This window comes from Geobacter psychrophilus (genome assembly GCF_056821595.1).
The window spans coordinates 2,018,497-2,042,101 of the sequence record NZ_JBXDTU010000004.1; the positions used below are offsets into that span (position 1 = coordinate 2,018,497).

The window sequence follows — 23,605 nt, forward strand, 5'->3', positions numbered from 1 at the left end:
GTCTTTTCAGGGACATTCGCGTATGATTCGACCTCCGGTGAATCCGGACATGAACAAAGGAAGCGGCAGGAGGAACGGCAGGCATGAGCGACGCAATCAAACAACAGATCAGGGACCTTCTCAAACAGCACAACGCCGTGTTGTTGGCCCACAACTATATGCGTGACGAGGTGCAGGAGATCGCCGACATCACCGGTGACTCCCTGGGGCTCTCCATGGAGGCCGCCAAGACCGGTGCGGATGTGATCGTCTTCTGCGGCGTACACTTCATGGCCGAATCGGCCGCCATTCTGTCACCAAACAAAACGGTGCTGCTGCCCCGCCCCGATGCCGGCTGCCCCATGGCCGACATGGTCACGGCACCTGAGTTGGAGGCGCTCAAGGCCAAGCACCCCGGCGTGCCGGTGGTGACCTACGTCAACTCTTCGGCCGAAGTGAAGGCCTATTCCGATATCTGCTGCACCTCGGCCAACGCCATCAAGGTGGTAAAATCCCTGAAGGAAGACAAACTGATCTTTGTGCCGGACCGCAACCTGGGGCGCTGGGTGGCGAAATTCGTGCCGGAGAAGGAGTTCATCTTCTGGGAAGGGTTCTGCCCGACCCACGAGCGCATGACCGTGGAAGCCGTGTTGCAGAAAAAGGCGCAGCACCCCGATGCCCTTTTCATCTGCCACCCCGAGAGCGCGCCCGAGGTCACGGTCCTGGCCGACCACGCCTGTTCCACCAGCGGCATGTACGACTACTGCCGCACCAGTCCGGCCACCAAGTTCATCATCGGCACCGAGGCCGGCATCCTCTACAAGCTGCGGCTGGAGAACCCGGGCAAGGAGTTCATCCTGGCTTCGCCGGCCCTGTTCTGCCCCAACATGAAACTGACCTCCCTGGAGGACGTGCTCTACTCGCTCCAGACCCTGTCACCGGTGGTTACCGTGCCGGAGGCAATCCGGGTCAAGGCCCAGGCCGCCCTGGACCGGATGCTGGCGGTTCCGCGCGACTGATCCCGATCCCCATGCCCCGGTCTGGCCGCTTTTGTAGCAGAAGGTTTCCAGGCCGGGGCGCGACTTTCCTCGCTGCGCCTCAGGGACGTTGTTAATTTTGTAAATCAGACAAAACATTCTGTTATGCTGGTGTTAACATGTATGTCTCTTCACCTCTTCGTGCAGCGAAGCTGACTCCGGCACGACTGACATTCAGAACTCTTGCAACCGATGCTCCACTAACAGGTCGTTGAAATTCGACCCTATTTGATTCCTATTCTATCTTCAGATCGTTTTTTCGAGTTTATTTCGTTATTCAGGTCGTTGTGATTTCGGTTGATCTGCTCTTTTTTAACTTATTTTGTTGATTTTCCTGGCTCCCTGGGGGCAGTTTCCCGCTATCAGGTGACACCAATGCCCAGGTTTTTCATTCGTACCAGGTTGTAGGCCGCTGCGTGAAGGTTGAGCTGCCAGCCAATCTTCTCAATGCCGCGGTACATGGTCTTGCGTATTCTGCCGACTGTCTTCATCCAGCCGAAGCCTTCTTCGATCCGTTTTCTGATTCTCTGGCTGACGGCGTAGTTTGGATGATTGGTTGTTCTGCCATCAATAGCCGATTTCCGGTTGGTGTCATTCTGGGCCACATGCGGCGTGATTTTGAGACTGCGTAGTTCCTTGACGAATTCAGTGGTGTCATAGCCTTTGTCGCCGCCCAAAGTGATTCGCCGAGTTGTGCGAGGCAGCTTCTTTACCATTGACTTCGCTGCTTCACGCTCACCGGTACCAGATGCCGTGGTAACCTCGTCTTGACGATCAAACCGCTGCGATTCTCCATCAGGGTATGTCCTTGGTAACAGAGCTTGGATTCTTTGGTCTTGCCCTTGCGGTAGAGCCGGGCATCAGGATCAGTGACAGATGCATGGGTGTCGTTTTTGAGTTTCTTACTCTTGAAGTCCACGGTTTCGTTCTTACCACCACCTGCTGATGGTGGGCCATCCTTGGGTTTGAAGCTCTTGATGGAAGCCCACGCCTCGATCAAGGTGCCGTCAAGGGTGAAGTGCTCACGGGAAAGTAGATGTTTCCGCTCGGCCTGGGCAAGGACACGTGAAAGAAACTCGGCGGCAACGTCTGAACCGATCAGTCGTTCCTGATTCGTGGAGAAACTGGAATGGTCCCAGACCTTTTCTTCCAGGCCCATAACGAGGAACCAGCGATACAGAAAGTTGTACAGGATCTGCTCAACCAACTGACGATTGCTGCGGATGGAATACAGGATCATCAGCAGCTGGGCTTTCAGAAGCTTCTCCGGTGGAATCGAATATCTGCCGGTAGAGGCGTACATGCTATCAAAGAGCTTATCCATCCCTTTCAGAGCTTCATCTGCCATGGCTCGTATGGCACGCAAGGGATGTGTCTTGGGAACAAAGGATTCAGGTGTCACATAGGCAAATATTGCTTCTGTTTGACTATCATATTCGCGCATAACTTTCCTCAATGATTACGGTGAATTATGCGCAGAAATGTACCATGAATCAGTAAAAACAGCTAGTTGAATTTCAACAACCTGTTAATAAATGAAACAGATAGTTACAAATGTGTAAAGTTTCTTTGCAAGTTCGGGTAAACGATAAATTTGACCTGTGAACTCAGTGGGTTACGAAAATGTAAAGTTACTTTACACATCCCGAAAAAGTCTTGTCCTGAAAAAAAGCCCGCCGAAGCGGGCCGTTCAATGCAGTTACTGATTGGGAATCAAATTGATGTTTTCATCTACAATATTAACCAGCTTGACATTGCCCAGATTGCCAAAGCTCCCATTGTTGCCCCCTGTTCTCCGGCTGTTATTCAATCAATTCCTTAAACATCAAGTAAGTTCCAGCGTCTCGTACCTTTTGCAACTATTGGTTTACTGGCGGGGTGCTGCCGCTCACGTCGTAAATCGATATGTTCTTGCTGAAATTTGCATCGTAGTTGCCAACCAGGGCGCATTGCGCACCTGAAGAGTTGATGATGGCAGTGCCGTTGTGGTTTATGATCTGGGTATTGGCAACTCTCGTGGTCCCTGAGTAGGTGTAAACGCCTTCGCCGGACTCAAGGATCGAGTTGGCGATATTCAACCTGGTTCCATAGTTGCTGTGAATGACCTTGTCATCAAGGCTGCCCAGGGATACCACTTTTGAATGGTTAAGATTCAAGGTAGATGCATACTCCACGAGTGCAAACCAGTTTGCACTGCCGCCGCTGCCGTTGAATCGGCTGTCTGCAATGTTTGCCGTACTGGCGCCATTTAACCAGAGGCCGAGTACGAACGGCACTTGAGTCGCACTGCTCGAGTTTACGGTGACATTGTCCAGGTCAATGGTGGCGTTGGCAGTTACCGACAGTGCATAAATCTGGTTTGTTCCCCCGCTTGCCTTGAGAGTGACCTTGAAACACTTCATTGCCGCACCGGACAGGGACAGTGCCACGGCAACCTGGCCGCCACCCGTGTTTTCCGCCGTGAGGAAGCGCAGTTCGCTGTTTGCAGCGCCGGCTATAACACCATTCAGCGTATCGTTGCTGCCGACAATCCTGGTGGTGCCCTCACCGGAGCCTTCGATATCCACAAAACTTTTCAGCATCAAGGTATTCTGTCCGATATTGTAGGCTCCGGGCATGATCTTAAGGAGTACCGGATTCCCCTCGTCAGCGCTAATGGCAGCCATTGCAGCCACCGGGTCCGTGAAGTCGCCGCCGTTTTTCGCAACGACAACGATATTGGCGTATTTTTGTTGAAATATCCCCGGTGCGATTTTTGATGCCGCGATCGGACCGCTGATCTTGGCGTCGGTTATGGAACCGTTGACAATCTTAGCGCTGGTCACAGCTTCGTCGGCAAGCTTGGTTGATGTTACGGCTCCATGTGCCAACTGGGTTGCCGAGATGGTGCTATCTGCGATCTTGGCGGCCGTTACAGCCCTGTTGGCAATGTCTGCTGTTGCAACTGCTCCATCGACAATTGCTGCTGAATTTACCGTGTTAGTCCCCGCCATCGCAGCAACACCGAGCGTAGGGACAGCCATCAACATGAATGCTGCGAGAACTCCACCTAATTTCTTGATCATGTTTCTCTCCTTGATGTAGTTAAAAAATATGAACCAATTCCCCACATTGAATGTTCACATTGATGAGATCGCTGCATAAACCGGCATTGTTCTCAGGCAATCTGCCTAGTTGACATAAATCTGTTCCAGCGCACTTTCACATATGAAGACGTCTACATCCGTTTCTTGTATTTTCCTGCGTGCGTTACCTCCGGAACGCACCTAGGAAGGGTATGATTTTGCTGAGTACGCGTTTGATCATCGTAAGCTCGGCAACACGGTCAATTGCGTGAATGGGATTGTGCTGCCCAGCCTATTTTGGGGATGGCTTCACGTGCTCCCCTATTACACGGAGTGTACCAAAAGGAGGCATTGCTTCCGTATTGCCTGTAACATGCTGACATTGCGGATTATTGTGTTTAACGTGATATGTAGATTGAGGGGAAAAGTGCTGTAGGGAGGCTTTGAGAGGATAATGTTATTGTAAAGTTACTTTACATTGCTGTGAAATTCAGAGTTTGCTGAATAACTTCAGCTGGTTATGAAAGTGCAAAGTTTCTTTGCAAAATCGAAAAGACAGGCTAATTAGCCTGTAATATTGGCAGGATATAAAAAAGTAAAGTTTCTTTACACGTTGCTGGAATCCGGATGAGGGTCTTCCGATTACAGTCTTGTAGGGTTGTTCTTGAACAGTGAGTTTGGAACCGCTGGACCTGGCGTGTCCTTAACGGACTGAGTTCCTAATCGGCCTTTATGTAATCAACCCGTTTTCCTGCTCTTATCAGGTACCGGCAGCTTGAGCAACTGCAGTACCTGGACCATATCGCCCCAGACATCCCAGAACGAATCCGAATTTCCTCCGCTGCGGAGAAGATAGGAGGGGTGATAGGTCGGCATGAGCGGGATGCCGTGGAAGTCCCGGAATTTTCCCCTCATTTTTGAAATCGGTTCTTTTGTTCCCAGGAGTGTCTGCGAGGCAAACTTGCCCAGTGCTACGATCACCTCCGGCTCGATCGATTGTACCTGACGCAGCAGGAATGGTGAGCAGGCGCTGATTTCATCCGACTCGGGGTCACGGTTGCCCGGCGGGCGGCACTTGACCACGTTGCAGATGTAGACCTCCTCACGCTTGAGACCCATGGCCGTTATGATGCGATTGAGTATCTTGCCGGCGTCGCCTACAAAGGGTTCGCCCTGTGCGTCCTCGTCCGCACCCGGACCTTCCCCGACAAAAACCAGCCGCGCACCGGGGTTGCCTATCCCAAAGACCAGGTTTTTCCTGGTCTTGCCCAGTTTGCAGCGTTGGCAGTCACCCAGATTTTTCCGGATTTTATCAAGGCTTTCATGCTGTTCAACAGCATTGCTTTCCGGCTCGGCAGTTGCTGAAGTCTGACTGGCGCTTACGGGACTTGCAGGCCGAGCCACGGTCTGAGGTACGACTTTCGTGTCCGCTGCAGGGAACCCTTCAATCCCGCTTTCAGCGAGTTCTTCCAGATAAGCGCTCAGAGACGCCCTGAGTATGGCTGAATCAGTATGGGGTGACACGATGCATTGCTCCTGTTGAATCATTATACGAACTGGAGTACCATTACAGCGAGGACTCTAGCAGTAAGAGCCTTAAACTGTCAAAATGAAAGAAGCACTATGACCATACATGCCTTACTAGCAATACTGTTAACCCTGATAATCCCCGAACAGTCCTACGCCTGGGGCGGAGGTATTCATCTGCAGCTCGGGACATCGGTGCTGGGGAACCTTCCGGCCCTCTCGACCAATCTGGCAGCCCTGCTGGCCGCCCACCCGCGTGATTTTCTGTACGGCTGCATATCCGCCGATATCACGCTCGGGAAAAAGTTTACGCACTCCATGCTGCATTGTCACCGCTGGCGGATTGGGCAGAAAGTGCTGCAGGCGGCCGGTACGGACAGCCAGCGGGCCTGCGCCTATGGTTATCTCTGCCATCTGGCTGCGGATGTCATTGCCCACAACTATTATGTGCCTTACAAGATCATGCGGTCATTTTCCTCGGTGACCATGAAGCATGCCTATTGGGAGATGCGTTTTGAAACCTTTGTTTCCAAGGATATCTGGGAGACCGCTCAAAATGTCTGTCGAGCCGACCATCATGCCAATGATGCGCTCCTGCGGGGAGTGCTGGCAAATACCATTTTTTCATTCAGTACGAACAAACGCATCTTCAATTCGATCATGCTGCTGTCACGTCTGGAGAAATGGCAGAAGGTTATGAAGACACTGTCTGATAATTCCCGCTACCAGTTGGCGGAAAGCGATCGGGATGAATATCTGAAATTGACCGAGGAGGCTGTCTACGGTTTTCTGCAGCATCCCCGGGACGCGGAGATTCTCATGGCTGATCCGACCGGCGAGAGGGCACTGGCCATGGCAGAGGCGGTACGAAAAAATCTGCGGCTTCTGTACAGGAGCGGCAAGTTGTCCAAGGCTGAAGGGCTGGAACAGGTTGAGCTGCTCAGGATGAAACTGCGACAGGCCCTGCATGCTCCGGAGTTGCTGGATGAATTGCATAACGGCTAATCAGGAACACACTCCGTCTGCCGTTATACAGGATGGCTGGTGGGTCAGAGAACTGCAGGTAGAGGACTCGGCTGCCTGATTGACTGTAGAAGTTGTCAGTTCTTTTGCGAACGTAATTCAGTTTCGATCTGGTCAAGGATCGCATCGGCCAGATTATCTTTGGACATCAAGGCGTATTCCACATCCCGCCCATCCCGGAAAAACAGTCTGACCCGATTTGTATCCACATTGAAGCCCGCGTCGGTCTGGCTGACATCATTGGCAACGATGATATCCACTTTTTTGTCGTGCAGCTTCCTGGTGGCGTATTCTGCAAGATTACCGGTCTCGGCCGCAAAGCCCACCAGGAACGGTTTTTTTGGCAATGCTCCCAGTTCGGCAAGGATGTCTGGTGTTCTAACGAGTTGTAACGATATCTCGGTACTTTTTTTCTTGATTTTCGCCTTGTCCCGCTCTGCTGGACGATAATCAGCGACCGCTGCCGCCTTGATTATCGCCGTACACTCACCGGCCCGCTCCATGACCTCCCTTTGCATCTCGACGGCACTTACAACCGGTATCAACTCCACGCCAAAGGGCGGTGAAAGACTCACCGGTCCGCTGACAAGAATCACGCGTGCTCCGCGGTGTTGTGCGGCCCGTGCCAGGGCATAGCCCATCTTGCCCGATGAATGGTTACTGATAAAACGAACCGGGTCAAGTTCTTCACGGGTAGGACCGGCGGTGATCATGATGGTCTGACCGAGGAAATCGTGACGCGAAAGTACGGTCAACGCCGCTTCCAGGATCGATTCCGGTGCAGCCAGCTTTCCTTCTCCCTCCCAGCCGCAGGCCAGTGCGCCCCTTTCCGGGGGCACAAACAGGTAGCCGTAGCGCCGCAGTTTGTCCTCATTGTCTTTATAGATGGCGTTGGTGTACATGTTGACGTTCATGGCCGGCGCAATTAAAACGGGTGCCTTGGTGGCCATAACCGTAGTTGTGAGCATATCGTCGGCAATTCCGGCGGAGATCTTGCCGATGAAGTTGGCTGTGGCCGGGGCGACAATAAAGAGGTCAGCCTTGTCGGCCAAGGCGATATGGCCGATTTCGCGTTCAGCGATCAGGTTAAAGAGCTCGGTGTGGACCGGGTTGGAAGAGAGTGTTTGAAACGTGAGTGGTGCAACAAACTCCTGAGCGGCACGCGTCATGATGACATGAACCGTTGCGCCGGCCTTGGTCAGTAGTCGCAGCAATTCAATGGCCTTGTAGGCGGCAATGCCTCCGGTTACCCCGAGGACGATCTGTTTATTCTTGAGCATGCGGCCCGGTTCCTAACCCTGGTAAACAGGAATTATTTAAAAATAAGGGTTACAGCGTTTTTCATGTCCAATGGTTGTATCCGGGCCATGTCCCGGATAGGACGTCACATCGTCCGGCAGGGTAAACAGAGAGGTGCGGATCGAAGAGAGTAGCTGTTCGTGAGACCCGCCAGGCAGGTCGGTCCGTCCGATAGAATCGGCGAAGAGCGTATCACCGGTAATAACTTTGTGCTCTGCTTCGAGATACAGGCAGCAGCCACCCTGAGTATGCCCCGGAGTGTGTAATACCTTTATGCGATGGGTGCCGAAGGTCAGAACCATGCCGTCAGTCAGGTACTCATCCGGTTCTGGAGAGTTTTCACCCTGCATGCCGTACCTGCCGGCTACCTCGGCAACCCGGCCAAGCATGTCTGCATCGTTTTTATGAATCAGGAGTGGTGCACCGAACGCTTTGACGGCTTTGAGATTGCCCCCGACATGATCAAAATGGCCGTGGGTATTTATGATGTAGCGGATTTTCAGGCCATGGCGCTTGACCGCCTCGATAATACGATCCACGTCCCCACCCGGATCGATCACTACACCTTCACGAGACGTCGTACACCCGAGTACAAAACAGTTGACGCCCAGTGGGCCGACTTCCATTTTCTCTAAAATCATTGGATTCTCCGCCTTATTGACATCTATTTCAAAGCTGTTAGAATAGGCAACCACAGCCAGCAAGGAGGCAAGCATGAGCAAAACACCTGTTGTTGACCAAGAAAGTTGCATCAGCTGTGGTCTCTGCATATCCACCTGTCCCGGAGTATTCCGATTCAACAATGCCGGGAAGTCGGAATGTTTCGACCCGTCAGGTGCCTCGGAACAGGAGATTCAGCAGGCGATTGATGGCTGTCCGGTTCAGTGTATCCGCTGGGAATAAATTTACTAGAAAAGGAGCAACACATGGAGCGTTGGATTTGTACCATTTGCCAGTATGTTTACGACCCCGCAACAGGCGATCCGGATAAGGGGATTCCGGCCGGGACACCTTTTGAGTCGCTGCCGGATGACTGGACCTGCCCCTTGTGCGGTGCCGGCAAGGATGTTTTCGAAAAGGAATAAAATCCCTGCAGCCCCCGTTTTCGGGGGCTTTTTTATTTTACGGTATTGGCTGGTTTGATGATATCGAGCTTTGTTTCTCCGCCCTCGATTTTAACCCGCCAGACCAAACCGCAGTCGCCGCACTCTTTTACCGGAGACTCATCGGATGTAAAGCCATCTGAATGCATATCCAAGTCTACCGATGTTCTGTTCCCACAATTCGGGCATTTCATGATTGTTCCTCCTGGTACGTATCTTTATCCATAAATTTATTATAGCACTGATCTCTCAGGCCAGTTCGGGCATACTTTCAATGATTGCTGCAAACAGACCGTCCAGGTCGCTGCGGGTCATATCTCCCATGTGGGCGATCCGGAAGGTTGTACCTTTTATTTTGCCATAGCCGTCGTCAAAGGCGAAGCCACGCTCGGCCAGTTTCTTTTTCAGTCCGGCCAGATCTATTCCACGTGTATTTCTGGTGCAGGTCAGGGTCTGCGAACAGTAGGCAGGTTCCGGGAATAGCTCAAATCCGCGTGACGTAACCCAGCTGCGTACATGGTCGGCCAGGTCTTTATGCCGGGCCCAGCGGGTTTCCAGGCCCTCGGCAAACATTCTGTCCAGTTGTTTGTCCATGGCAAATATCTGGGAGATGCAGGGGGTTGAGGGCGTGTTGTTCTTGTCATCGTTGGCGGCAAACTCCAGATAGTCAAAGTAGTAGCCGCGTCCCTCCATGCCGGCCGCACGCTGGAGCGCCTTTTCACTGGCGGTGAAGACCGTCAGTCCCGGCGGCAGGGCAAAGGCCTTCTGCACGCCGAAGATGCAGCTGTCAATACCCAGTTCTGCGACGGGAATTTTGATGGCGCTCATGGACGAAACCGTATCCACAATGAACATGACATCCGGAAACCTTTTCATGACCTCGGCTATTTCGGCAAGAGGAGACATGACCCCCGTGGATGTTTCGTTGTGGATCATGGTCATGCTGTCGTATTTTCCAGTGGCCAGGGTCTTTTCGACCGCCTCAGGTGTTACCGGTGTGCCCCAGTCGAACCGGATGGCATCCGCCTGCTTGGCGCAGCGCAGAGTGACATCGTGCCATTTATCGGAGAATGCCCCGTTGCAGAAGTTTGCGCAGCGAGTGCCGACCAGATTTCTGATGGCCCCTTCCATGACACCGAAGGCGCTGGAGGTAGCCAGAAAAACCCGCTCATTCGTCAGCATCAACTGTTTCAGGCGCGAGGTCACACGGCCGTGCAATTCCGCATATTCCTTCATGCGGTGGCCGATCATGGGGGTCGCCATGGCCGCAAGGATCTGGGGATCAATCTCCACCGGGCCGGGGATGAATAGTTTTTTGTGCATGTAAGCTCCAGAATGTCGGGAGAATCCTGCCCTCTGAATGCATTCAGGGACAGCCTTCACAACGTAACAAATCGATCTGCTAAAGTCAACTGCACAGCTACTGCATAAAATCCGTGAATTCGGATGGTTAGCTAGTGTTGTCATGCCGGTCCAGAACGTACACGATTCGCACATGTATCTATAAACTGGAGCGATTTCATAAAGAATGGATCTGCGCACACCGTGTGCAAGTGCTGAATTAATTCATTGATTTTGTTATTTCGGTAGTGTATAGAGAATCCGTTTAGTGTATACACTTTTTATACAGGTTGCGTAAGCATTTCAGCATATTCATATATTACTGCATGGAGGATTTCATTGATGTTGAACAGAATTTGTCGTCTCATTCCGTTATTGTTGCTGCTTCTAGCAGTTGCTTTGCCGGCCGCCGCCGAGCAGGGAATGGCTATTGACCCGGCTACCTGCCTGGGTTGTCACAGCAACAAGATGTCTGCCCATGATTTTGCCGTTTCGGTGCATGGCAAGAATGCCTGTACCAGCTGCCACATCGATATTACCGATCTCGCCAAGCACATGCGAAAAGAGATCAAGGTCGACAAGGTACACTGCGAGCGCTGTCATAAAAAACAGAATTCCGAGCACTATGCCAGTGTACATGCTGAGAAAGGGGTATCGTGCGCCGATTGTCACACGGACATCCATACCCATAACTACTGGAAAAATGACAAACGCATTGCTGTTGCGAAGTGCGTCCAGTGCCATGACAAGGAAGCGGTCTACCAGAAGTCGATTCACGGCAAAGGCGTTGCCGCCGGCAATATGGACTCCGCAGCCTGCCACGACTGCCATAATCTTCATGCCATCGATAAACTGGCCGGTGCAAAGGATTTCAAAGGGCGCGAATTCCATACAAAAGTCTGCATGAAGTGTCACAGTGACGAGAAATTGATGGCCAAAAACAAGGTCACCAATGTTGCGGTGAAATCATACATGGAGAGCTACCACGGCAAGAACTACCGTCTCGGGTTCCCTGAGAAAGTAGCCGGTTGCGCAGATTGCCATACCGCTCACTCTGTTTTACCGAAATCTGATCCACAATCGAGTGTTAACCCGTCAAATATGGTTAAGCAATGTGCTCCGTGCCATCCCAAGGCAACCCCGCTCTTTGCAAAGTTTTACGCACATGGCGAGATGACCGATCGCCACAAGTACCCGATCCTGTTTTATACCTTTATTGCCATGACCGGACTGCTGCTTTCCACGTTTGCCGTGTTCTGGGTGCACACACTGCTGTGGATGTTCCGCGGCTTTGTTGAAAACCGTGAGAAGGCTGAAAAATTGGCCGCAGGCACACATCATCATGTTCACGTGACAGAGGCAGGCACACATATTCACGTTATTCCCGATGCTCACAAACAGTATCGTCGCTTCAACCGCCTGCACATCTTCCTGCATATTCTGGTTATCACCAGCTTCCTGCTGCTGTCATTGACCGGTCTGCCGCTCAAGTTCAGCACCCAGCCGTGGGCAATAGCCATGATGAAAATGTATGGCGGCTCGGCAAATGCCGGTCTTCTGCATCGTCTTGGTGCTGTTATTACCTTCGTCTACTTCGGATCGGCCCTGGCCATGAGTATCAATTTCCTCTTTATCAGGAAAGATATCAAAGGTAATCCGATTCAGCGCCTGTTCGGCCCGGATTCACTCTGCTTCAACCTGCGTGATATCAAGGATGTGTATCATATGGTCAGATGGTTCGTTTTCAAAGGACCGAAGCCGACCTTCGAACGTTGGACATACTGGGAGAAATTCGACTTTGTGGCCGTCTTCTGGGGTATGTTCGCAATCGGCGGATCCGGCCTGATGCTCTGGTTTCCCGAGTTTTTCGGACTGTTCCTTCCAGGCTGGGCCTTCAACGTAGCGACAATCGTCCATTCTGACGAAGCGCTGCTGGCTACCGGCTTCATCTTCTCGGTCCACTTCTTCAATACCCACGGGCGTCCCGAGAAGTTCCCGATGGACTTCGTCATCTTCAATGGTCAGATCGCCAAGGAAGAAATGATCGAAGAGCGTGGCGATCAGTGGAAGCGCTACGAAGAAGAGGGCATCACCGAACAGTTCGCCTGCAAACGCACCAGTGGCGTGGTATATGACTTCCTGGTCAAGGGTTTTGGTTTTACCGCCCTCTTCATCGGGCTTGGTCTGCTGCTGTTGATGATCCTGGCCTTCCTGGGTGGCGGCGGGCACTGATAAGAATAATTGAGTAACATGTTTTATGGGGGGCTGACATCAGCCCCCCTTTTCTTATGTGGCTATCTGTCAAGCTTATTTCAAAGAGCGTGTTTTGGTTTAGTCTTACCTTCTCCCTGGGCATCTACATATGTGGATGCCTTTTCTTATTCGCGCCGATTTCACGCCAAGTACCGATCCGGTACCAAGAGAAGGTTCGCCATTTTTTGTCCGCCACTGGTATGGCAAAAGGGCCGTCGCGACTTTACTGATTCAGGCCGTAGCCTGCCGATAACGGCGATGTTCGATACAAAGACGCCAGAGGATAATTGCCAGGCGTCGCGCTAAAGCTGCGATGGCTTTCTGGGCAATTCCGGTTTTGCCTAACAGACGCCGGTATATACTGTCGGCATAGTCATCTCTTGCCCTCCACATCCATGCGGCTTCAATCAACAAGCTGCGCAACCTGGTTTGGCCGACCGGAACCAACCGTCCGGAGGGTGTCTTGTTCCCGCTATGCCGTACGACAGGAGCTAGTCCGAGATAACTGGTTACTTCTTCAGGTCTCTTAAACCGATCAGGCCTGAACAACTCAAGTGCAAAAGTGGTTGCGACTGTCGGACCTACACCGGGAACTGACTGTAGGCATGCTATGCTGATGGCCACTTCTTGCGGTTTCGGCAGTGATTTCAGCTGGTGTTCGACCCTGCGCAGTTCTTCCTGGTTAAATATCAACTCGCGCAGGTAGCTTTCCAGTGTTTCCTGTGCAGATGGTTCGGTTGGCAGAGCACGCAGTGCAGTCTCTGCGCCCTGCTGCCAATGCTCCAATTCTTTCGGTTCGTTGATGCCAATGAAGAGAAGTAATCCTTTAATCCTCTGCTTGCAGCGTCTTACGGTATCGACTACCATATGGCGGCGGCGCAACAGTGTCCGACGGGCTTCTTCCTCAGGTGTTGGTATGGCGATCGACCTCAACATTCCCTTGGCAGCATATTCAGCCAGTTTCAGGCAATCGAGTCGATCACACTTGGCACTAGGAGTTACCGAACGGGGAATCTTGCTCGGTGCGGCAACGATCACCGGAATACTGGCATCATTGAGTGCTCTGGCGAGGGAAAAACCAGTAGGACCGGATTCATATGCAACAGCGCCGATCTGAATGCCCAAACCGGTAAGCAGGTCAACTACAGACTGGGGTGAGGCGGGAATCACCATAGATTGAGCGCGACCGTCAGACCGGCGAAGAGCAGCATGATAGCTGCGCTTGTGCACATCTATACCGACATAGAACAGGTCTTGTTCAAAACCGGTAACAAAACATTGCAAACCTGATAAACTGTTCCTTGCCATGTTGGCCTCCTTGTTTTTTGATTGGTGCTTTGACACTTCCAATCATACAAAACTTAGATAGCCAGCATGGTATTTTTTGTTCAACAGGGAACGCTGATGAATGTTCATCGCAGGTGAACGTTGACAGGGATGTGCCTGTTACATGAACCTGATGGTTGGGAACGGAGGCAAAAAGTGAGGAACTCTGGAGTTCTGGTCGTTAGCGGTAGAAACACGGAGGAAGTTCTGTCTATGAATTCGCACTTCATGTGATGTGGGGTGCGGGGTGGATTTGTCGTCCGGCGACTATGCAACATCGGTCTGCGGGCAACATACAGTCAATACGGTCAGTCAATGTAAATCGATCATATCAAAATGTGCTTCAGAGCTTACGTGCTGCCGTCTGCGCTACTCTGTTGCCGGTCGTCCGGCTGTTTCTGCCACTTACCCAAGGCCAGGGATTCAACGGCAGCTGCCGTGCCGAATGAAAATACGCTGAACACTAGCGGCAAACCATGGGTTCCGAGCAAATCGTACAAAAATACCTTTATTGCGCCAACCACTGTGACAAGTATGGCCACATTGCGTAGTTCCTTGTTCTGCCGCATAAACGCAAACAGGATGAGAACAATAGCTGCAACATTGATGAGGACCGATTGACTGCAACGGAAGGTGTCGCGCTGCATTTCCGCCGGAATAAACTGTAGTGCCTGGAAAATACCGATCCTGATCATGAAGAAGCCGCTTGCCAGTCCGCCCAGTAGCAGCAGGATGGAACTCCGGTCGTTGCGGTCAAAGGCATCGAAAAGGGCCGAATTTGCCGGGACTGGCCACCATCGGCACCACTGGTAATGATAGATTGAAATTACGGCCAGAAGGCCGGCCGGCAGCATGTTGACAGGATCGGTTGCTCCTGCTCCTTCATCGCGCAAAACGAGGACGAGTGCTACACAGGAGTAGATATTCATCAGGTAGGTCGTGCCGCGTACGCCCCCGTTTTCCCACACACGTGAGACAATTGCCATGGTTATGGCTACAAGAGAAATCACCGGCAAGGACATGACAAACGCGCCGGTCGCAGCCGGCAACGCCAGAGCTAGCAGGGCACCCCCGGCGAACGCGAAGGTATTGGTACCGGGTGCTCCGTTGACGTTGCGTTTGGCACACCAGTACGTCATGCCGAAGAGTAACACGGAGCCAAGCAGACCGCTTATGCCCAAAACGCTTACACTCATGTGCCAGGCTTCGACTACGTGTCGGGCCAATAAAAAGGCCCAGATCACGTTGAGGGTGGGCAGACTGAAATCAAATCGGGAGATTTTCCTGTCTCCTGCTTTGACGATGCCGAACAGGGACAGGCAGATAAAGGTCAGAAAGAAAACAGCCAGTACCGGCAGGTACCAGGAGGGCGCCAGTTCGGGAGGAATCTCCTCCCCTTTGCGCAGCAAAATGCCCAACCTGACACCCCAGAGCTGCAGCATGATCATGGTAACAATCAGAACAGACCAGCGCAGCCAGGAGCAGCGTTTCAGCTGAGCTGCAACGTAGCCAAGGACATTGGCTGTGAGGAGTACCAGGGAAAGATAGGGGAAGTAGGGGTGAGGATAGTCGATCGCTGCACCGGCAAAGCACATACCGAGTACACCGACTGAAATAGGTACGAAGGCGGCGAAGCGGCGGCTCATAAGTGCCATGCCGAATCCGGTGGCCATCAGCGTGAGGTAGGCCGGTACCAACGGCAGCGATTGGAAGTGCATATGTGTTTCAACAACAATCGTTGACATGAGCACGACGCCGCAGGCAGCGAAGACCGGAGCCAATGGACTTTCCTTGGCGTACTTGTACCAGCCGAAGGCCATCAGGGCGGCCGCATAGCCCATGCCGATGCCTGAACCAAGCAGCTTGTTGACGAGCCCGCTGTCGGTGATTGTCCGCAGGATGAGTGCTATCACCATCAGGAAGCAGACTGCGGCGAGTCGTGGCAGAACCGCATTCCGGCTGGCCCAGCCCAGTACCTCCTCCGTAAGCTCAGGCATATCATCGTCGGGTATGACCTTTACCTGTTGGGGAGTTGGCCGGGAAGCCGCTGCCGCGGCACTTGGAGCAGCTGAGCCATCATCGACGATGTGCGCGGACAGACGGTCAAGCTGCTTCTCAAGCATCTGTATGCGGTTCTCAAGTTCCTTTTCCCGCTTCTCAAGAGTCTCATCTGATGATGACATCCGCACACCTCCCACTCGACTTATATCAGCAATACCGAAGTGCAACCGGCAGTATCACGCAGCGGGCAAACAACTGGGTGCATCAGTGCGAGTCCTTGACCCCGAACACCGGCAGCACTCTTGTGACCAGGAAGAAGAGTACGAAGGGTGTGGTGATGACCGTGAGTGCCCCGAAGAATCCTTCTTTGTACAATTCCAGAGTACTCGGCCAGATGGGGAGCTTATAATCCATGAAGCCGGAGAAGGAGGCGGAGAAGGCCTGGCCTCCGATAACCACGTTCCAGCGCATCATGAATACGCCCATCAGAACTAGAAGGGTGCCGACAAGAGCACGCCGGATCGTCAGTCCCGGTCGCAGGAAGATGATGAAGGGCACAAGATTCCCCAACCCGTACTGAAGGATGAAAATTTTGAAAAAGTCTCTTTCGTAGATGACGCTGCGCAGAATATCCCACGATTTGACTGCCGTGTAGGTGCGGAAGATCAGGTCCAGCAACTCCAGGGTAATGGCCAGCACCAGGAACATAACCAGGTATTTGACGGTGATTGTTACAACATGGATTTCCGCGCTTTTGAGCTCCTCCACCGACGGAAGCTTCATATAGCTTTTCTTGTTCCTTTTCCAGGTGGAGAGCAGTTTGCGAATCTCCATGGTGATGATGTAGGTGACAATACAGAGTGCGATACCCGATACGACCGCCGAGCAGATGAAGATGACCGGCATGAGCGGCGTCATCCAGAGGGCATTGGCCTTGACCGAGCCGAAAATAAAACCGGCATAGCCGTGCAGAAAGCAGGCAACCGGTATGCCGATCCCGGCCAGAATACTCACTGCCCGTTCATCCTTGTGAAGCGCCTCCGGACTGAGATCCATGGCACCCATGGAGAGCAGTGAATACAGGATCAGCTGGGCCGACTCAATAGCATTGCGTTGCTGTTTGGCACGCAGTTCCAGAACAGTCTCCACGATGAACTGGCGGTAGACGAACCAGATCTCCGAGGCAACAATCAGGCCGTAGGTTGTAAAGACAATGCCGAAGGCTGCAATGGCCGAGGTGAAGTGCGGGGTCATCATGACATAGATCCCCCTCTGCGGCTGCTGCAGATGCAGCATAAGCGGCATCATGGCAACTGGTAGCAGGGCCAGGGAAAATACCAGTGAAAAACGGGCAATATCCTTCAGCTGCTTGACTCCAAAGACGTGGTAGAGGGAGGAAAGCACGAAGGCGCCGGCCACAAGACCGGTCATGAAGGGATACATGACGATCTGAATTGACCAGTAGATGTATTCATTGGGATAGACAAAAAATTCCTTCAGGGTCCAGGCTTCACCGTGTACCATGGCTATTTTACCTCCATTGAAGATCCCAGGTAAAATACCTGAGGTTTGGTGCCGAATTCTTCCTTCAGCACGTTAACCTGCTCAGTCGTGATAATCTTGGTGACCGGATCCTCGGGGTCCCTGATGTTGCCCACCCTGCGGGCGCCGAACGGACAGGCGTCCACGCAGGCGGTCTTCATGCCTTGACTCAGACGGTGATAACAGAGAGTGCACTTTTCAGCAACGTGCAGTTGGGGGTGGAAGTAACGGACTCCATAGGGGCAGCCCATGACACAATAGCCGCAGCCGATGCACCAGGTACGGTCAACCAGCACCACCCCGTCCTGGGTCTGGTAGGTGGCCCCGACCGGACAGACCTGGACGCAGGGAGGGTTCTCGCAATGGTTGCAGAGTTTGGGGACAAAAAACCCCTTGGAAATCTCCTCCGGTTTAACCTCTTTGAGTCCCATATGGGCCTGGTCGATCTTCTGGTTGGTGAAGCCGTCACGGGCTCCTTTGGGAGAATCGATCAGTGTCTGGCCGTCCTTTGTGACTACATATCGTTCCACCCAGGTTCGGGTCACGTTTGCATCCCAGCTCACATCGTTCTCGATCTTGCAGGCCTTGACACAGAAGCCGCAGCCGACGCACTTGTGAACATCTACCAGAAATACCCAGCGCACCTTGCCTTTGTCATTTTTCTCGGCATGCAGTCTTTTGGGGTTGAAGACTTCCAGTGCGCTGAGCGGTATAATAAGGCCGCCGGCTACAATCATGGTTTTTTTGCAGAATTCACGGCGGTTCATCATGACTTCACCTCCGGTTTCTGATGTTTCGGATTTGATCTGGTCGGGTCGTGGGGATAGTGGCACATGATGCACTCTGCTTGAGGATAATGTTTCTCAGGGTCGATGCCGGGGATCTTTGCACGTGCGCTGTCTTTGTAGGGGAGATAGGCATGACAGCGGATACACAGGCCGCGGCTTCGATCAATATTCAGTCCGATCGGATCTTTTGGATGATCATAGTTGGGACCATGGCAGTTTTCACAACTGATGGAGCCATGGGGTGAGTCCTTGATGTCGTTGTACTTGTCCTTGTGACATTCCCTGCAGGCCGCGGCTGTCTTGTATTTTACAGGGAACTTCTTCCATTCTGCTTCATTTGACTTGCGGTGCCAGCCATACATGTAGCCCCGTTCGTGGATGCCAAAATCGCTCGGTACTAACAGTGTTCTAGTTATCAGGATTCCCCCCACTATTGCCAGAACAATGAACAATGGTCGCCAGACATGGTTTTTCAAGTTATGCACCTCCTGGATTTGGGTCGTGCAGAGGAGATTGCCCAATGCGTTGATAAATCTTCAATTCTATAACAATGTTTCAAATCTAAAGGTCTTGACCAAACTTGTCAATAAATGTTTCCCAGGGTTGTGTATACGAAAAAATCAAACTAAAACGGCATGAGTAATGGGCTGAAGAACAAAAAAACTTTGACAAATCATGCTGATGCAAGGTAGAAGAGATACTCTTTTAGGCAGCAACCATCATAGTGCTACAGTGTACCACGCTCAAGGAGATGTTCAATGGCTATACGCAAAACAGCAGGTTATGCTTGGAACCTGATCAGTCTAATCGGAATGATACTGGCGATGACCGCAGCCGGCCTCATTGTAGTTTTCTTCGCTTTTGAAACAATTACCGGTGTTGAACACGCCTATCTGGGGCTCATGACCTACTTCATGTTCCCCGGCATGCTGATATTTGGTTTGATTCTGGTTCCGTTTGGAGCATGGCGGGTACGCAACGAGCGGCGAAAAGCAGCAATTGAGGGAATGGCGTCACTTGAAGAGGAAATTCCTCAGTTCCCGCGCCTTGACCTGAATGATCCCGGCAAGCGTCGTTTGTTCATCTTCTTCATCCTGGCTACAGTGGTTTTTGTTGTGATTGTGGCTATTGCTTCTATCAAGGGATTTGAGTTCACTGAATCAACCGTCTTTTGTGGTGAAGTGTGTCACGTGGTTATGGAACCCGAACACACCGCCTGGAGTAATTCACCGCATGCCAAGGTAAAGTGCGTTGAATGTCATGTGGGACCTGGTGCCGCCTGGTACGTAAAAGCAAAAATTTCCGGTATGCGTCAGTTGTACGCAGTGGCATTCCACACCTATCCGGAGACGATCGAAACCCCCATTGAAAACCTCCGCCCGGCGCGGGAAACCTGTGAACATTGCCACTGGCCGGAGAAATTTTACGTCGGCCGCCAGAAGATCTTTAATCATTACGCCCCCAACGAGGAAAATTCACCGCGTAATATCGATATGCTGATTCACATCGGCGGAAACCCCAAGGCGCCAAACACCAGTGGTATTCATTGGCACATTGGTAAAGAAGTTACCTTTATAGCCCGTGACAAGAAAAGACTTGATATTCCCTACGTAGCTGTCAAGGACAAGGACGGCAAGATGACTGAGTACTCGAATATTGAGAACCCGCTCACCAAGGACGAGATAGCCAAAGGGAACAAACGCTTGATGGATTGTACCGATTGCCATAACCGTCCTACCCATATCTATCACTCACCGGGCGAAGAAATGGACTTGAATTTTGTCTCAAACCGAATTGATCGCTCTCTTCCGTACGTAAAAAAAGTTGCTGTTGAAATACTCGAACGTCCATACAAGACTAAAGAAGAGGCCATTGCGACAATCGACAAAGAGATACCGGCCTACTATGCCAAAAACTACCCTAACGTTGCGAAAGAAAAGGGTGCCGCCATCAACCAGGCTGTTGACCGTGTGAAGGACATTTACGGCCGCAACTACTTCCCGAAAATGAAAGTCAAGTGGAACACATACCCGAACTACATCGGTCACTTCTATACGCCCGGCTGTTTCCGCTGCCACGACAACAAACACAAGACCGCTGATGGTAGAATTATTTCCAAGGATTGCAAGATCTGCCACGATATCCTTGGACAAACCCAGGAAAATATCCCGACCGGCAAGCAGGTGAATTCATTTGTTCACCCGGTTGACATTGGTGATGAAATCTACAAAACCAATTGCAGTGAATGTCACTCCGCCGGTGGCCATGATGTTCCCGGCGAGGGGGCTCAAGGAAAGCCGGAGACTAAAAAGAAACACTGACCACGCAAAAGGCCCCCGAAGAAGTTCTCCGGGGGCCTTTTAATATGTATCATACTTGAACTCTACTACAGTTCTTCAAACTCGTCTTCACTTACCGCAACCTCAGGTTCTTCTTCTGAATCAACTTCAATTTCTTCATCCAAAAGTTTATCCAGAAACTGCTTGTTGTCGGTGATGGTCTTGCGGACTTCCGTTAGGAGCGTTTCGAGATCGTCAGGTTCTGTTGACATATCGTGCCCTCTTATTTTTTGCATGTTTCCAGATAGCGTTCCGCATCAAGGGCAGCCATGCAACCGGTCCCGGCGGATGTGATCGCCTGGCGGTAGATGTAGTCCTGGACATCACCGGCAGCAAAGACCCCATTGACACTTGTGGCGGTCCTGTTCCCATCCAGGCTGCACATGGTCCTGATGTAGCCGTTATCCATGTCCAGCTGCCCTTCAAACATGCTTGTATTAGGTGCGTGACCGATGGCTATGAACGTGCCGTGTACCGGGATTTCTTTGGTGGATCCGCTCCGGTGACGGATTCTGATGCCGGTTACGCCGCTGGCATCACCCAACACCTCATCGAGAGTATGGTTCCACTCAATGGTAACATTGCCGCCCCTGGTTTTTTCAATCAGGCGATTGGCGAGAATCTTTTCCGAACGGAATGTTTCGCGGCGGTGGACGACGGTTACATGTCGGGCAATATTTGACAGGTAGAGCGCCTCTTCGACCGCTGTGTTGCCGCCTCCGATGACAGCAACATCCTTGCCGCGATAGAAGAAACCGTCGCAGGTAGCACAGGCCGATACCCCTTTGCCCTTGAATGCTTCTTCGGATGGCAGCCCCAGGTATTTGGCTGAGGCCCCTGTGGCAATGATCAGGGCGTCACAGCTGTAGTGGGCGGAATCACCCGCAAGCACAAAGGGGTATTGTTTCAGATTGGCACTCTTGATGAAATCGTTGATCATCAGGGTATTGAAGCGTTCGGCATGCAGTCTCATGCGCTCCATCAGGTCAGGACCTTGAACCCCCTCGTGATCGCCGGGCCAGTTGTCGACCTCGGTGGTAGTGGTCAGCTGACCTCCAGGCTGCAACCCGGTGATGATCACGGGATTGAGGTTGGCCCGTGCAGCGTAGATAGCTGCGGTGTAGCCGGCCGGCCCTGCGCCCAGAATGATGAGCTGATGATGTACTGTTTCCATGTAACCTCCGACATTTGAGAATGATGCAAATGTAGCAGTAATCCGGAGGATTGCCAAGGGTCAAACCGCCTTGATCGCCATTTGACCAGGCACCGCTGCTCTGATACTATGAATTACCTTATTCAGGAGAATCACTTCCCATGCCCATCAACGAACTTATACTCGAAGCCTACGATCGGCTCAGGAAGAGGGTGCGACGCACTGAACTGATCTATTCCCATTATTACACTGAGAAGCTGGATGTTCCGCTGTATTTCAAGTGTGAAAATCTGCAGCGCACCGGATCCTTCAAGATCCGAGGGGCACTGAATTTCATGACAGCCCAGTCACGAGAAGCTCTGGTAAATGGAGTAATCACTGCTTCGGCCGGAAATCATGCCCAAGGTGTTGCATTCGCAGCAGATCTGCTGGGGGTTAAGGCAACAGTCTATATGCCCGAGATCACGCCGCCACAAAAGGTACAGTCGACGCGAGACTATGGGGCAGAGGTGGTTCTGGTCGGCAGGAACTTCGATGAGGCCTGCGAGGCAGCCTTGAAGGCACAGCATCTATCCGGCGCTTTGTTTGTGCATCCCTTCGACGATCAACTCGTCATGGCTGGTCAAGGTACAATTGCCCTTGAGATCCTTGAGGAACTTCCGGATATACAAAATCTGCTGGTTCCGGTCGGAGGCGGCGGTTTGATTGCAGGAATGGCTTCAATTGTGAGGGAGATCGCTCCCCATGTGCGAATTATCGGAGTTGAGTCCATGGCGGCCCACTCAATGTCGGATTCTTTTGTTGCCGGCACGGCCAGCGAGTCAGCAGTATCGGTAACCCTGGCAGACGGCATTGCCGTAAAAAAACCCGGCAAGCAGACTTTCCCGGTGATTCGCAGCTGTGTAGATGAGATCGTCATGGTCGAGGAGGAGGAAATCGCTTTAGCGATCGTATCCCTGCTGGAGCGCACCAAGCTGCTGGTGGAGGGGGCTGGAGCCGTATCACTGGCTGCCGTGCTGCATAAAAGGGTGCGTGACCTGAAAGGCAAAACCGTTTGCCTGCTGTCGGGAGGAAATATTGATGTCAAGACCATTGCACAGGTCGTCGAAAGGGGGCTTCTGGCAGCTGGCCGCTATCTGAAATTGACCATCGAGTTGGACGATCTGCCTGGCTCATTGGCGAAATTGTCCACAGACATTGCTGCAACGCGGGCAAATATCTTCCTGATCAGTCACGATCGGCGCTCAACAGCGCTGGCACTCGGTAAAACGGATGTGTCACTGGAATTGGAAACTCGCGGCTACGAACATATCCGCGAGATTATCGGTTATCTGGAAGGTAAAGGCTACAGTCTGACTGTCAAATAATTATTGTTCACCGGAAGGGTTGGTGCGCAGGCCGGCGGCAATGTTAAAATTGATATCAATTATAATAGAAATCTTTTCTGGGCTGGGAAACGCCATAACCTCAAACAGGCGCTTGTCGATGAAGAGGCTCAGATTGAGAATGTCCTGACGCAAATGTTGAGGAAGCGGATTCTCGGGATCGGAAAGTTCAGCCTGAAAGAAGCTCCAGACCTTCTGATTGAATTTTATTGCTTCAAGCAACCTTGACTCACGATCGGGTGTATTCCAGTTTTCCTGCACGTTTTTTAGCATCAATCCAGCTCTAGACAGTACTGATGCCTCAAGCTCCCTGCCGTTGAGTGTTTCTTTCTGCATATTTGTGTAGGCATTCACTGAATTGTTGGTCATTGTTTTTCCTTGTTAAGCGAATTTAAACTGATCAGGTGAGTTGCAACAACTTGGTATAGGATACCCCGACTTCTG

21 protein-coding genes and 1 pseudogene are annotated in these 23,605 nt (G+C 52.0%); 7 read left to right on the top strand and 15 right to left on the bottom strand.

Annotated features, from left to right (window positions below; all coding sequences use genetic code 11):
* Positions 1 to 83 precede the first annotated feature (83 nt).
* On the top strand, positions 84 to 998 hold the full coding sequence (gene nadA, locus ACOCF6_RS11750; RefSeq protein ID WP_482460567.1) for a quinolinate synthase NadA: 915 nt from the start codon (positions 84 to 86) through the stop codon (positions 996 to 998).
* A 380-nt stretch (positions 999 to 1,378) separates the two neighbouring features.
* Here the strand turns inward: nadA and ACOCF6_RS11755 are convergent.
* From ACOCF6_RS11755 to ACOCF6_RS11765, 3 genes and pseudogenes are all read right to left on the bottom strand, one after another.
* Positions 1,379 to 2,460 (bottom strand): annotated as a pseudogene (locus ACOCF6_RS11755) (IS5 family transposase).
* 415 nt (positions 2,461 to 2,875) lie between these two features.
* The gene (locus tag ACOCF6_RS11760; protein ID WP_482460568.1) at positions 2,876 to 4,081 is read right to left on the bottom strand and encodes a hypothetical protein; all 1,206 of its coding nucleotides are present in this window, start codon (positions 4,079 to 4,081) and stop codon (positions 2,876 to 2,878) included.
* Between the two features lie 738 nt (positions 4,082 to 4,819).
* Positions 4,820 to 5,605, bottom strand: a complete 786-nt coding sequence (locus ACOCF6_RS11765; protein WP_482460569.1) for a uracil-DNA glycosylase — start codon at positions 5,603 to 5,605, stop codon at positions 4,820 to 4,822.
* Between the two features lie 99 nt (positions 5,606 to 5,704).
* On the opposite strand from ACOCF6_RS11765, the gene ACOCF6_RS11770 reads away from it, so the two are divergent.
* Positions 5,705 to 6,613 carry a zinc dependent phospholipase C family protein gene (locus ACOCF6_RS11770; RefSeq protein ID WP_482460570.1) on the top strand — a complete coding sequence of 303 codons (909 nt, stop codon included), beginning with the start codon at positions 5,705 to 5,707 and terminating at the stop codon, positions 6,611 to 6,613.
* 95 nt (positions 6,614 to 6,708) lie between these two features.
* Here ACOCF6_RS11770 and coaBC read toward each other — a convergent pair whose 3' ends face one another.
* Together coaBC and ACOCF6_RS11780 are read right to left on the bottom strand one after the other, a co-directional pair.
* A complete protein-coding gene (gene coaBC, locus ACOCF6_RS11775) occupies positions 6,709 to 7,911 on the bottom strand; it encodes a bifunctional phosphopantothenoylcysteine decarboxylase/phosphopantothenate--cysteine ligase CoaBC (protein ID WP_482460571.1) in 1,203 nt (400 codons plus the stop codon).
* Positions 7,912 to 7,947: 36 nt separating this feature from the next.
* The gene (locus ACOCF6_RS11780) at positions 7,948 to 8,571 is read right to left on the bottom strand and encodes an MBL fold metallo-hydrolase (protein WP_482460572.1); all 624 of its coding nucleotides are present in this window, start codon (positions 8,569 to 8,571) and stop codon (positions 7,948 to 7,950) included.
* A gap of 73 nt (positions 8,572 to 8,644) precedes the next feature.
* On the opposite strand from ACOCF6_RS11780, the gene ACOCF6_RS11785 reads away from it, so the two are divergent.
* Both ACOCF6_RS11785 and rd read left to right on the top strand, forming a co-directional pair.
* A complete protein-coding gene (locus tag ACOCF6_RS11785) occupies positions 8,645 to 8,833 on the top strand; it encodes a ferredoxin (protein ID WP_482460573.1) in 189 nt (62 codons plus the stop codon).
* Between the two features lie 23 nt (positions 8,834 to 8,856).
* Positions 8,857 to 9,015, top strand: coding sequence for a rubredoxin (rd, locus tag ACOCF6_RS11790; protein ID WP_482460574.1), 159 nt, complete (start codon positions 8,857 to 8,859; stop codon positions 9,013 to 9,015).
* A gap of 32 nt (positions 9,016 to 9,047) precedes the next feature.
* On the opposite strand, the gene ACOCF6_RS11795 is transcribed toward rd, so the two are convergent.
* Positions 9,048 to 9,227, bottom strand: coding sequence for a hypothetical protein (locus tag ACOCF6_RS11795; protein WP_482460575.1), 180 nt, complete (start codon positions 9,225 to 9,227; stop codon positions 9,048 to 9,050).
* 55 nt (positions 9,228 to 9,282) lie between these two features.
* Entirely contained in the window at positions 9,283 to 10,356 is a 1,074-nt protein-coding gene (locus ACOCF6_RS11800; RefSeq protein ID WP_482460576.1) for a pyridoxal-phosphate-dependent aminotransferase family protein, read from the bottom strand.
* Between the two features lie 360 nt (positions 10,357 to 10,716).
* Here ACOCF6_RS11800 and ACOCF6_RS11805 point away from each other — a divergent pair, with 360 nt between their 5' ends.
* Positions 10,717 to 12,606: a cytochrome c3 family protein gene (locus tag ACOCF6_RS11805; protein WP_482460577.1), complete on the top strand. Its 1,890-nt coding sequence runs from the start codon at positions 10,717 to 10,719 to the stop codon at positions 12,604 to 12,606.
* Between the two features lie 252 nt (positions 12,607 to 12,858).
* Here ACOCF6_RS11805 and ACOCF6_RS11810 read toward each other — a convergent pair whose 3' ends face one another.
* From ACOCF6_RS11810 to ACOCF6_RS11830, 5 genes are all read right to left on the bottom strand, one after another.
* Positions 12,859 to 13,935, bottom strand: coding sequence for an IS110 family RNA-guided transposase (locus ACOCF6_RS11810; protein WP_482460223.1), 1,077 nt, complete (start codon positions 13,933 to 13,935; stop codon positions 12,859 to 12,861).
* A gap of 368 nt (positions 13,936 to 14,303) precedes the next feature.
* The gene (locus ACOCF6_RS11815; RefSeq protein ID WP_482460578.1) at positions 14,304 to 16,136 is read right to left on the bottom strand and encodes a hypothetical protein; all 1,833 of its coding nucleotides are present in this window, start codon (positions 16,134 to 16,136) and stop codon (positions 14,304 to 14,306) included.
* A gap of 82 nt (positions 16,137 to 16,218) precedes the next feature.
* Entirely contained in the window at positions 16,219 to 17,478 is a 1,260-nt protein-coding gene (nrfD, locus tag ACOCF6_RS11820) for an NrfD/PsrC family molybdoenzyme membrane anchor subunit (protein WP_482460579.1), read from the bottom strand.
* A gap of 2 nt (positions 17,479 to 17,480) precedes the next feature.
* Positions 17,481 to 18,266, bottom strand: a complete 786-nt coding sequence (locus ACOCF6_RS11825; RefSeq protein ID WP_482460580.1) for a 4Fe-4S dicluster domain-containing protein — start codon at positions 18,264 to 18,266, stop codon at positions 17,481 to 17,483.
* The gene (locus tag ACOCF6_RS11830) at positions 18,263 to 18,760 is read right to left on the bottom strand and encodes a cytochrome C (protein WP_482460581.1); all 498 of its coding nucleotides are present in this window, start codon (positions 18,758 to 18,760) and stop codon (positions 18,263 to 18,265) included. The genes ACOCF6_RS11825 and ACOCF6_RS11830 overlap by 4 nt, the downstream gene beginning before the upstream one ends.
* A gap of 282 nt (positions 18,761 to 19,042) precedes the next feature.
* On the opposite strand from ACOCF6_RS11830, the gene ACOCF6_RS11835 reads away from it, so the two are divergent.
* Positions 19,043 to 20,605, top strand: coding sequence for a NapC/NirT family cytochrome c (locus ACOCF6_RS11835; protein WP_482460582.1), 1,563 nt, complete (start codon positions 19,043 to 19,045; stop codon positions 20,603 to 20,605).
* A gap of 65 nt (positions 20,606 to 20,670) precedes the next feature.
* On the opposite strand, the gene ACOCF6_RS11840 is transcribed toward ACOCF6_RS11835, so the two are convergent.
* Together ACOCF6_RS11840 and trxB are read right to left on the bottom strand one after the other, a co-directional pair.
* A complete protein-coding gene (locus tag ACOCF6_RS11840; RefSeq protein ID WP_482460583.1) occupies positions 20,671 to 20,835 on the bottom strand; it encodes a hypothetical protein in 165 nt (54 codons plus the stop codon).
* An 11-nt stretch (positions 20,836 to 20,846) separates the two neighbouring features.
* On the bottom strand, positions 20,847 to 21,797 hold the full coding sequence (gene trxB / locus ACOCF6_RS11845) for a thioredoxin-disulfide reductase (protein WP_482460584.1): 951 nt from the start codon (positions 21,795 to 21,797) through the stop codon (positions 20,847 to 20,849).
* A 140-nt stretch (positions 21,798 to 21,937) separates the two neighbouring features.
* On the opposite strand from trxB, the gene ilvA reads away from it, so the two are divergent.
* Complete coding sequence (ilvA, locus tag ACOCF6_RS11850) at positions 21,938 to 23,143, top strand: threonine ammonia-lyase (RefSeq protein ID WP_482460585.1); 1,206 nt, start codon at positions 21,938 to 21,940, stop codon at positions 23,141 to 23,143.
* On the opposite strand, the gene flaF is transcribed toward ilvA, so the two are convergent.
* Positions 23,144 to 23,530 (bottom strand): flagellar biosynthesis regulator FlaF, encoded by a 387-nt coding sequence (flaF, locus tag ACOCF6_RS11855; protein WP_482460586.1) that lies wholly within the window; start codon positions 23,528 to 23,530, stop codon positions 23,144 to 23,146.
* Between the last annotated feature and the right edge of the window lie 75 nt (positions 23,531 to 23,605).

Coding starts and splice junctions, on each gene's coding strand:
- ACOCF6_RS11810 (WP_482460223.1), bottom strand. CDS start 13,935: ATGGCAAGGAACAGTTTATCAGGTTTGCAATGTTTTGTTACCGGTTTT.
- ilvA (WP_482460585.1), top strand. CDS start 21,938: ATGCCCATCAACGAACTTATACTCGAAGCCTACGATCGGCTCAGGAAG.
- trxB (WP_482460584.1), bottom strand. CDS start 21,797: ATGGAAACAGTACATCATCAGCTCATCATTCTGGGCGCAGGGCCGGCC.
- ACOCF6_RS11815 (WP_482460578.1), bottom strand. CDS start 16,136: ATGTCATCATCAGATGAGACTCTTGAGAAGCGGGAAAAGGAACTTGAG.
- flaF (WP_482460586.1), bottom strand. CDS start 23,530: ATGACCAACAATTCAGTGAATGCCTACACAAATATGCAGAAAGAAACA.
- ACOCF6_RS11780 (WP_482460572.1), bottom strand. CDS start 8,571: ATGATTTTAGAGAAAATGGAAGTCGGCCCACTGGGCGTCAACTGTTTT.
- ACOCF6_RS11825 (WP_482460580.1), bottom strand. CDS start 18,266: ATGATGAACCGCCGTGAATTCTGCAAAAAAACCATGATTGTAGCCGGC.
- nrfD (WP_482460579.1), bottom strand. CDS start 17,478: ATGGTACACGGTGAAGCCTGGACCCTGAAGGAATTTTTTGTCTATCCC.
- ACOCF6_RS11785 (WP_482460573.1), top strand. CDS start 8,645: ATGAGCAAAACACCTGTTGTTGACCAAGAAAGTTGCATCAGCTGTGGT.
- coaBC (WP_482460571.1), bottom strand. CDS start 7,911: ATGCTCAAGAATAAACAGATCGTCCTCGGGGTAACCGGAGGCATTGCC.
- ACOCF6_RS11800 (WP_482460576.1), bottom strand. CDS start 10,356: ATGCACAAAAAACTATTCATCCCCGGCCCGGTGGAGATTGATCCCCAG.
- ACOCF6_RS11835 (WP_482460582.1), top strand. CDS start 19,043: ATGGCTATACGCAAAACAGCAGGTTATGCTTGGAACCTGATCAGTCTA.
- ACOCF6_RS11760 (WP_482460568.1), bottom strand. CDS start 4,081: ATGATCAAGAAATTAGGTGGAGTTCTCGCAGCATTCATGTTGATGGCT.
- ACOCF6_RS11840 (WP_482460583.1), bottom strand. CDS start 20,835: ATGTCAACAGAACCTGACGATCTCGAAACGCTCCTAACGGAAGTCCGC.
- ACOCF6_RS11770 (WP_482460570.1), top strand. CDS start 5,705: ATGACCATACATGCCTTACTAGCAATACTGTTAACCCTGATAATCCCC.
- ACOCF6_RS11805 (WP_482460577.1), top strand. CDS start 10,717: ATGTTGAACAGAATTTGTCGTCTCATTCCGTTATTGTTGCTGCTTCTA.
- nadA (WP_482460567.1), top strand. CDS start 84: ATGAGCGACGCAATCAAACAACAGATCAGGGACCTTCTCAAACAGCAC.
- rd (WP_482460574.1), top strand. CDS start 8,857: ATGGAGCGTTGGATTTGTACCATTTGCCAGTATGTTTACGACCCCGCA.
- ACOCF6_RS11795 (WP_482460575.1), bottom strand. CDS start 9,227: ATGAAATGCCCGAATTGTGGGAACAGAACATCGGTAGACTTGGATATG.